This window comes from Methylocaldum sp., from assembly GCF_039794385.1.
GTDB lineage: Bacteria > Pseudomonadota > Gammaproteobacteria > Methylococcales > Methylococcaceae > Methylocaldum.
This window is the reverse complement of the sequence record NZ_JBDIVO010000179.1, coordinates 1-9,485: the sequence shown is the minus strand read 5'-3', so window position 1 is coordinate 9,485 and position 9,485 is coordinate 1. Positions and strand designations below refer to the sequence as shown.

Sequence of the window (9,485 nt, the reverse complement as noted above, 5' to 3'; positions counted from 1 at the left end):
TATAGAGCGTAGTTCCGGGAAGAGACCGAGATCAATCCCAGCTCAGAACGCCGCCGGTCTGATATTCCGTTACCCGGGTCTCGAAGAAGTTCTTCTCCTTCTTGAGATCCAGGATTTCGCTCATCCAGGGGAATGGATTGCCCGCGCCGGGGTACTGCTCCGGCAAACCGATCTGAGCGCAGCGTCGGTTGGCGATGAACTCCAGATAATCCTTGAACATGCCGGCATTCAGCCCCAGCACGCCACGCGGCATCGTGTCATAGGCATATTGAGTCTCTATCTCCACCGCCTCGCGAATCATGCGGATGATTTCGTCCTGAAAGTCTTTGCGCCAGAGATGCGGATTCTCGATCTTGATTTGGTTGATGACATCGATGCCGAAGTTCATGTGCATCGATTCGTCCCGCAAGATGTATTGAAACTGCTCGGCGGTGCCCGTCATTTTGTTGCGCCGCCCCATCGAAAGGATTTGGGTAAAGCCGACGTAGAAGAAGATGCCTTCGAAAATCACGTAGAAGGCGATGAGATCGCGAAGCAGGCGCTGATCGTCTTCGGGCGTTCCGGTCCGGAACGCGGGATCGCCCAGAGACTGGGTGAATGGCAAGGCCCACTCCGCCTTGCGCGCCACGGCCGGCAATTCACGGTACATGTTGAACACCTCGCCCTCGTCCATGCCGAGAGACTCGACGACGTATTGATAGGCATGAGTGTGCAGCGCTTCTTCGAAAGCCTGGCGCAGAAGATATTGGCGGCATTCCGGATTGGTAATGTGCCGGTATACCGCCAAAACCAGATTGTTGGCCACCAGGGAATCGGCGGTGGAAAAGAATCCGAGATTTCGCTTGATGATGGTGCGCTCGTCTTCGGTCAGTCCGTCGATACTCTTCCAAAGCGCAATGTCCGCGTTCATGTTGATTTCCTGCGGCATCCAGTGATTGGCGCAGGCATCCAGATATTTCTGCCAGGCCCAACGGTACTTGAACGGCACGAGCTGATTCAGGTCGGCGCGGCAATTGATAATCTGCTTGTCATCGACCTGGATGCGCCGGGCCCCCATTTCGATGCTCTCAAGGCCAGTCGCACCGGTACGAGAGTCGCTGCCCGCAGCAATCCCCTGGTCCGCTTCGTATCGCGTTTCAGCAAAAAAATCCTGAAATTCGGGACTGACCTTGCCGGTATCGCGCGCTGCGGCTAGTTCCCCTCCCCATTCCGCCAGCCGGGGCGCATTCGGATTAGTTTCAGCTTTGACGGATTTGCCGGTAACGCCAGCGAGGGGATCTTCCCAATTCAACATGCTTTTTTCCTCTTTTCGGCCCGTGAGTGTTCAGGAGAAATATCTATGCAACTCTCGATCGTTGAGCGGTTGCCAACCTAAGCGACTATATATTGTGCACAAAAACATTATAGACACAATATGTAGGCTATAACTTTTGCCGGCAAGCCTCTCCCGCGTTTTTTGGGCCGAACCGCGCTACCACTGCACGGTAAAGGACATGGTGTTGATGTTCTTCCTGAACACTTCCAGCGCAAAGGGCTGCGCCAGTTTGTAAAGGTCCAAGATGGAATAATCGAGCCCCGGCCGTGCTCCGCTCTTGAATAACGACTCTTCGATGTTCTTGGCCATGATCAGCATCAGATCGTCAAGGTTTTCAGGGGAAACCGGTTTAATATCGCGCAAAAGTTTTTCGGCCATGATCCGAGCTCCTTTGGTTGCTGCGTCGCATCTCGATCGACTGATTCTCTTCCGAGTCCAAGTCGACTCTCGATTTGTGGTATTTATTCTACTCCTTAGACAGTTCGGATGTGGGTTGCCTCCGAACCGGGGATGTGCAAACCGTTCTCGTCAAGCTCTGACAAATGTGATGAAATTTCGACGTTGGGGTTATCTAATAACAAAGGCTGGACACGATGAATAAAAAGACCGACTCCCCCGAAGATCGACGGGTCGCACCGCGTGCGATTTCTTCCGTTCGCACTTATCTCATCCCTCCTGCCGGCAATCCATCACGCGGAATCACCAAAAACCTGAGCCGTTCCGGCATTTTTCTGCAGATGCCCACGCACACAGAGGCATCCGTGGGAAAACCCGCCATGGTCGTTTTTGCCGTCGAAAGAGGAAAAATCGTGCGGTTGCTCCGGTATTCGGTCATCGTCAAACGTGAATCCCAACAAGGATATGGGCTCGAATTCGGGCGGGCGTTATGGTCCACCGCGGTATTCCGCCGTTAATAGGCTGTGTTTACGCTGCACGGGATATGGACAGTCCATCGGCCGGCGTACGCCCGAGTGAATCCGGCCAAGAGTTTATCAATCGAGGTTGCCACCTCGCCCTTGACCGGGCGAGGCGCAAAAAGCAGGTTAACGCAATAGCTCGAGTGCCTTCTCGGCCGCTTCTTGTTTAGCCTTGCGTTTTACGACCTGAGCAGCGTCCCGGGTCGATTTGGGTGCATTTTTGACTTGGCTTTTGATCGCCTTGGCCTGATCCACACCGTCCTCGACAGCCTTGACGCCTTGTTTGGCTTGTGCCGGGACAGCATCCTTCAGCTGCCGCTCGGCAGATTCCTTGGCAGTGTCTAGGGCTTGCTCTCCTATCGCAGCAGACGCTTTATCGATGCTTTCCCTCAGGTTTTTGGCTTTCTCTATGCTCTCGGCCGCCACGTGCACTCGCTCGCGCGTACCGCGCTGAACCACCGTTTTGGCAGTATCTTTCAAGAGTTGTTTGGTGGCGCTTTCGATACCAGCCTCGGTAGCGGTTGTCGTGCCGCTCTCCCCTAAAAGCATGACCAGCAACCCCAGCGTTATTGTTTTCATAGGATGTCTCCTCATGTCTGAACACGGACGCCCAAGGCCATCCGTCGGCTAATAGTATGCAGACCGGCCGGCTGTGTATAGCATGGAGTGCGTCAACGCTCGCATTCCTTTAGCTTCATCGCATGAAAACAGAACGCCACAGAACCCCAAAACTGGCTTTACTGCTCGGCATTATCGCGCTCGCGGTCATCGGCATGTTTTTGGTTCCCGCCGTCCCGCAAGACCCGGCCTATCACGAGTTCGCCGACCGCAGCCGGTGGTTCGGCGTGCCGCATTTCTGGAATGTCGCGACCAATCTCCTCTTCCTCCTGGTCGGTCTGGCTGCGCTTCGGGAACTCGTCCGGGGAGTGCCGGATCGAACGCTCCCGGAGCTCCGGGCAAGCTATTTCGCCTTCTTCATCGGTATCGCACTGATCGGCCCCGGCTCGGCGTATTACCATCTCGATCCAAACAATACGACACTGGTCTGGGACCGCCTGCCCATGACCGTCGCCTTCATGGCTTTCGTCTCCATCATCGTCGGCGAATACATTTCCCGCCAGGCGGGGCAAAAACTGTTATGGCCGCTGATTCTCGTCGGTATTGCCTCCATCATCTATTGGCACGTGACCGAACAATCCGGACAAGGGGACCTACGCCCTTACGGCCTCGTCCAATTTCTACCCATGCTGCTGATTCCGCTGATACTGCTTTTGTTCTCGCCTTCGTTCACGGGAAGCGGGTATATCTGGGCATTGCTCGGGTTCTATTTGGTCGCCAAACTGGCGGAGCTGCTGGATGAGACGATCTTTCAGGTGATGTACCCGATCAGCGGGCATGCGCTCAAACATGTTTTGGCGGCGATAGGGGCTTATTGTTTCTTGCTGGGGCTGAGAAAAAGAAAGCCGATCCGACACGAATGAGCTTTGGCGGAGCAATCCGCCGCCCCCCCGGCAGGGTAAACCGATTACTCGCGGATAAACGTCAATTGTGTTTCCGCCCGCCCCCCATTCGCGCCGCCATCAAAACTCCATGACGACCCTTGCAATCAGGAAATATAAGACTAAGCCGAGAGTATCGACCAGCGTCGTTACAACAGGAGCGCTCACTACCGCCGGATCGATACCGAACCGTCGCGCCAACAGCGGCATGCCTGCACCTACCAGAGTTGCGAGGACACAGATGGCGATCAGGGTCAGGGAAACTGTCGTAGCCAGCCCCGATTCGAACAGCAGCAACACGGGCACATAGGCGAGCAAAGCCACGGCAGTGCCGAGCAGAATGCCGATCCGAGTCTCGCGGAATACCACGCGCCCGACTCCCACCCCGTTGACATCGCCTGTAGCCATGGCACGGATCACGGTAGTCGCCGATTGGGCTCCACAATTGCCCCCAATACCGACGAGAAGGGGTATGAACACCGAGAGACTGATCGTCTGCTCCAGCAGTGATTCGAAAGCGGTGATTACGTTGACCGTCAGGGCGCCGGCCAAGGCAAGCAGCAACAGCCAGACAAAGCGGGCGCGGGCCAGATCCAACAAGGTGATGGAAAAATAGGGACGATCCACCGGCTCGCTACCCCCGGCCCGAGCAAAGTCCTCCTCCTGCTCGAGCTGAACGACGTCCATGGCGTCGTCCACCGTAATCAAGCCGAGCAAATGCCGAGCATCGTCGATTACCGGCAGCGCCAATAGATCCGCCGCCTGAATCAGGCGGGCCACCTGCTCCTGGTCGGTCTCAGGGGCTACCGTGGGTACCGGCGCCAGCATCACGTCCGCCACCTGCTGGTCCGGGTCGGCCAGCACCAGTGCGCTGAGCATTGCCAATCCCACCAGCCGCTCGTCGCCATCGAGGACCGGCAGCACGTTCACTGTACCGACCGCACGGCCCTCGCGATGGACTAGGATCAACGCATCCCGCACCGAAAGTTCCGGCCGGAGCGGCAGATATTCCGGGTTCATGATGCGGCCCGCGCTCTCCGCAGGGAAGGCGAGCAACTTGTGGGTCAGGCGCCTTTCGCGGGGACTGAGGCGAGCCAGCAAAGCCTGGCCTACCGGCTCAGGCAAGGTATCCAGCAGTCGGACTCGATCATCCGGATCGAGGTCCTCCAGCAACCGATTGACTTGATGATCGCGCAGAAACGCCAGCACCTCCTTCTGAAGCGGCGCTTCGAACTGCTCGAAAACAGTCCGCGCCACCTCCGGCGGATAACGCGACAGCGCCTCTGCCCGCTGCGGCGGTTCCAGCCGCCGTAACGCCTTGACAGCATCGAGCGTGTATTTCGGCATTTCACCGCCTTGATGACTCATCACGTCCTAGATTGTTGGATGCCGAAGGAATTTCAGCTCGACCATGTGCCAAACTCGGGATTCTCGTGTGTCACGCTGTCCTTTGCAGGCTATTCCATGCGCCTACTTCTTTGGACAACCGGCATGGCCGGTATCGTTCAGAGCTCTTCCGTAATATGGTATTTATCTTTTTCGAGTTCGAAAGAATAAGGTTTCGCTATTAAGGTGTCGCTGCCGCGACAGATTGATTTGACTGTGGGTGCTCGGACCCACGGCCGAGGTCCTTTCTTTTGCGCCGCCAAAAGAAAGGACCCAAAGAAAAAGCGGCCCGACGACTTGCCGCTTCGCGGTGCCCTGCGCGTCGCAGGCCCGGTCGGGGCTCGGCAGAAGGGATTTCCTATCCCTCTGCCGAGTGGACGCATCCCTGCGTCCACCCTTCGGGCCATTCCCGCCCGCGTCTGCGATGCTCGGCTACGTCGACGGGATACAAATCGTGTATGTCGCACGCCGATAATGTGTGCAGTCAGACAGTATCAGAGCACTATTGGGTAATACTTATACCGAATTGTGCCTCGTGCAAGCACGCACTCATAGATATAATTGGTATAAATATTTCATTTCCTTTCTCCATTTCTGGAAAAAGTAATCCCCCGCGGAATCATAGACTGCCGGTATCCAGTGGAGACACGAGCTGGAACATGCATATATTGCTTCTCTCTAGATCGCGCTTCTTCTCCATACAACTCGATCCCATTTGCTTCAGCCTGCATTCTCACGTAACCGCGTAGCATTTTTTCGCGATATGAATACAAGCCAGGCCGATTTCCGGAAATTAAAACTGAACCGCAAGAAGCATTTTTCAGATTTCTAATTCTGGCACTGTATTTACCGTTATCAAGCCGCAGCTTATCGGTGTACTGATCCATTATTTTGCCGTAAGAAGAATACATATCTTTTAAATAACGGAGCAACATATCCGAATCCGCTGTTGACCAGAGAACTTCCTCATAATCACCTGATGGTTGATTTACCGCTAACTCATATGGACGTTTTAGCTCTGCGGAAATACTATGTATTGCGTCCCTAATTGCAGGAAGATAATGCTCCCACGTTACTTTTTCAACTTCTTTTGCCTCATCATAAACCCGCCATAGCATTTTCTCCGTTATTAGATGTACATAATAAGGGTATCCGTCACTCACTTGTGCAATACGAATGTAAACATCTCTGTCCACATCGATACCAAATGTTCGTGCTGCATGGAGCACAATTTCCCATCGAGCCTCCCAAGGCAATTTAGGGAGTTCAATCGTCTGTAACTGTCGATAGGCAGACTGATGTGCGCCAAGCAATTCTTCTAGAGTTTTTCCGACACCCGTAAAAATAAATTTGAGCGGTATTTTTTTGTCACCAAGTTGTTTAATTAAATCTGCAAAAAGGTTTCTCTCTTCTGCAGAGCTAATCCGATCAAATTCATCCAATACAACAATTGGTTTTTCAGAGTGAAGGTACGAGACCTCTCTAAGTAACTCTACGGCCTCAGGCAATGTTCGAATCTGCTCACGAATATTCAAGCGTGTTTCATTTTGATTCTTTTCGATCTTAAAGAAACGCAGATCAATTGATTTCTTGACTTGTCTTGTTATCGAACGGAAACGACTTATATTTGCGGCCTGCATTGCGATATCGGCGACAACTGAGAGTAAAGTCGCATCGGGAGAGCACGAAACATCGATATAATCAGCCTCTGGGCTTTGATATTGATTTGCAGCTATCGCCGCAAGAGAAGACTTTCCGACCCCTCGATCTCCATAAATGAATATGTGTCTACCTGGAGCATATAAAGCCTTATCGATTTGATCAAGCTCTTCTCCGCGCCCAAAGAGATGTTCAATACTCTGAATCGGCTGAGATGGAAACACCACTGTATTTAACTTTTCTCCAAACTCATGACGATTAAACGTGGAAATCGACATATTTATTGCCTTCGATATTGAGTTCAGAAATGGCAAATGTGGAATTCATTTACTTGGGAAAACTGATCTTGAAATTCCCTTCCCCGTTTGCCGCGCCGAGCACCGGAGCTTTCGGCGGGAATAGCCCGGGAGGGGCGCGGAAAGGATTCCGCGCGTTGCCGGAGGGCCATGGATGGCCCTTCCGGCAACCCCCGACGAAAGCGAGGAGCGGAGGAGACAAGCGGCAATCGGGTGTCCTTTCTTTTGGCTCCTTTTCTTTGGACAAGCAAAGAAAAGTGCCTCGGCCGTGGGTCCGAGCACCCACAGTCAAATGAACCCTCGCGAAGCGAAACCTTTTATTCGGTGGGTTACGGCCAAAGGCCTAACCCACCCTACCATACCCTCACCCTAACCCCCTCCCAGAGGGAGAGGGAACTGAAAGGTCCCACAGTAGAGAGGAAGTAAATTACTGACACGCCTCACATTCCGGATCATCAATCGAACACATCTTCACCCCCGAAGCCGCCGCCTCGGCATAGGCGGCTTCCGCCGGGTGGTGCTTCGTTCCGGGAATCGCATCGTCGATGGGGTCGGTCTTCACGGCGTTGAGCTTGCCGTCGAAGGCGGTGCTCTTCTCCACGTGGGTGGCGCCCATGGTGCGGAGGTAGTAGGTGGTCTTGAGGCCGCGAATCCAGGCCAGTTTGTACAGGTTGTCGAGCTTCTTGCCGGAGGGCTCGGCCATGTACAGGTTGAGGGATTGCGCCTGGTCGATCCATTTTTGCCGGCGCGAGGCGGCTTCGACCAGCCAGCGCGGATCGACTTCGAAGGCGGTGGCGTAGATCTGTTTGAGCTGGTCCGGTATGCGCTCGATCTTTTGCAGGCTGCCGTCGTAGTACTTGAGGTCATTGATCATGACCGCATCCCACAGGTCGAGCTTCTTGAGATCGTTCACCAGATACGGATTGACCACGGTGAACTCGCCGGAGAGGTTCGATTTGACGAACAGGTTCTGATAGGTCGGCTCGATCGACTGCGACACGCCGCAGATATTGGAGATGGTCGCCGTCGGAGCAATCGCCATGGTGTTGCTGTTGCGCATGCCGACCGTTTTCACCCGCTCGCGGAGCGCGTCCCAGTCCAGGGTAAAGCTGCGGTCTTGCTGGAGATAACCGCCCCTGCCCTGTTCGACCAGAGCCATGGAATCGTAGGGCAGGATGCCCTGGCTCCACAGCGAGCCTTCGAAGCTGGAATATCGGCCGCGTTCTTCGGCGAGATCGGTGGACGCCTTGATGGCGTAGTAGCTCACCAGTTCCATGCTCTTGTCCGCAAAGCTTACGGCTTCATCCGAGGCATAGGGGATGCGCAGCTTGTACAGCGTCTCCTGGAAGCCCATGATGCCCAGCCCCACCGGCCGATGGCGCAGGTTCGAGCGGCGCGCCTGGGGAACGCTGTAGTAGTTGATGTCGATGACGTTGTCCAGCATGCGCATTGCGGTGGAGATCGTTTTCTCCAGCTTCTGCGCGTCGAGAACGCCGTCCTCGGTGACGTGATTCGACAGATTCACGCTGCCCAGGTTGCACACGGCGATTTCGTTGTCGTTGGTGTGCAGGGTGATCTCGGTGCAGAGATTGGAGCTGTGAACCACGCCCATGTGCCGGTTGGTATAGCGCAGGTTGCACGGATCCTTGAAGGCGACCCAGGGATGTCCCGTTTCGAACAGCATGGACAGCATCTTGCGCCAAAGCTGGGTCGCCGGAAGCCGCTTGTATAGCGTGATTTCGCCGCGATCCACCTTGGCTTCGTACTCCAAATAGCGCTTCTCGAAGGCTTCGCCGGTGAGGTCGTGCAGATCCGGCGTGTCGCTGGGCGTGAACAGCGTCCAGTCGCCCTCTTCCGCCACCCGCTTCATGAACAGATCGGGCACCCAGTTGGCGGTGTTCATGTCGTGGGTACGGCGGCGATCGTCGCCGGTGTTCTTGCGGAGTTCCAGGAACTCCTCAATATCCAGGTGCCAGGTTTCCAGATAAGCGCACATGGCGCCCTTGCGCTTTCCGCCCTGATTGACGGCGACGGCCGTGTCGTTGGCCACCTTAAGGAAAGGAACGACGCCCTGGGATTTGCCGTTGGTGCCTTTGATATGGGACCCCATGGCGCGGACCCGGGTCCAGTCGTTCCCCAGGCCGCCGGCATATTTGGACAGAAGGGCGTCGTCCTTGATGGCACCGAAGATGCCGTCCAGATCATCCGGCACGGTGGTGAGATAGCACGAGGAGAGCTGCGGGCGCAGTGTGCCGGAGTTGAACAAGGTGGGCGTGGAACTCATGAAATCGAAGCTGGAAAGCAGGTTGTAGAACTCGATGGCTTTCGCTTCACGATCGATTTCGCTGATGGCGAGCCCCATGGCGACGCGCATGAAGAACGCCTGGGGCAGCTCGAAACGGACGCCTTTGGC

Annotated in this window: 8 protein-coding genes; 2 read left to right on the top strand and 6 right to left on the bottom strand. The window is 55.1% G+C overall.

Annotated elements, in window-relative coordinates; genetic code table 11:
* Positions 1–31 precede the first annotated feature (31 nt).
* A complete protein-coding gene (locus ABJK70_RS14975; RefSeq protein WP_077729862.1) occupies positions 32–1,294 on the bottom strand; it encodes a ribonucleotide-diphosphate reductase subunit beta in 1,263 nt (420 codons plus the stop codon).
* Between the two features lie 177 nt (positions 1,295–1,471).
* A complete protein-coding gene (locus tag ABJK70_RS14970) occupies positions 1,472–1,693 on the bottom strand; it encodes a hypothetical protein (protein ID WP_077729863.1) in 222 nt (73 codons plus the stop codon).
* Between the two features lie 215 nt (positions 1,694–1,908).
* Here ABJK70_RS14970 and ABJK70_RS14965 point away from each other — a divergent pair, with 215 nt between their 5' ends.
* Positions 1,909–2,229 carry a PilZ domain-containing protein gene (locus tag ABJK70_RS14965; protein WP_347258361.1) on the top strand — a complete coding sequence of 107 codons (321 nt, stop codon included), beginning with the start codon at positions 1,909–1,911 and terminating at the stop codon, positions 2,227–2,229.
* Positions 2,230–2,358: 129 nt separating this feature from the next.
* Here the strand turns inward: ABJK70_RS14965 and ABJK70_RS14960 are convergent, their stop codons facing one another.
* The gene (locus ABJK70_RS14960; protein ID WP_347258360.1) at positions 2,359–2,811 is read right to left on the bottom strand and encodes a hypothetical protein; all 453 of its coding nucleotides are present in this window, start codon (positions 2,809–2,811) and stop codon (positions 2,359–2,361) included.
* Positions 2,812–2,933: 122 nt separating this feature from the next.
* Here ABJK70_RS14960 and ABJK70_RS14955 point away from each other — a divergent pair, with 122 nt between their 5' ends.
* The gene (locus tag ABJK70_RS14955; RefSeq protein ID WP_347258359.1) at positions 2,934–3,713 is read left to right on the top strand and encodes a ceramidase domain-containing protein; all 780 of its coding nucleotides are present in this window, start codon (positions 2,934–2,936) and stop codon (positions 3,711–3,713) included.
* A gap of 99 nt (positions 3,714–3,812) precedes the next feature.
* Here ABJK70_RS14955 and mgtE read toward each other — a convergent pair whose 3' ends face one another.
* From mgtE to ABJK70_RS14940, 3 genes are all read right to left on the bottom strand, one after another.
* A complete protein-coding gene (mgtE, locus tag ABJK70_RS14950; protein WP_347258358.1) occupies positions 3,813–5,078 on the bottom strand; it encodes a magnesium transporter in 1,266 nt (421 codons plus the stop codon).
* A 614-nt stretch (positions 5,079–5,692) separates the two neighbouring features.
* Positions 5,693–7,054, bottom strand: coding sequence for an ATP-binding protein (locus ABJK70_RS14945; RefSeq protein WP_077729868.1), 1,362 nt, complete (start codon positions 7,052–7,054; stop codon positions 5,693–5,695).
* Positions 7,055–7,499: 445 nt separating this feature from the next.
* Positions 7,500–9,485, bottom strand: a 1,986-nt coding sequence (locus ABJK70_RS14940) for a ribonucleoside-diphosphate reductase subunit alpha (protein WP_347258357.1), incomplete at its 5' end; no start/stop codon positions are given.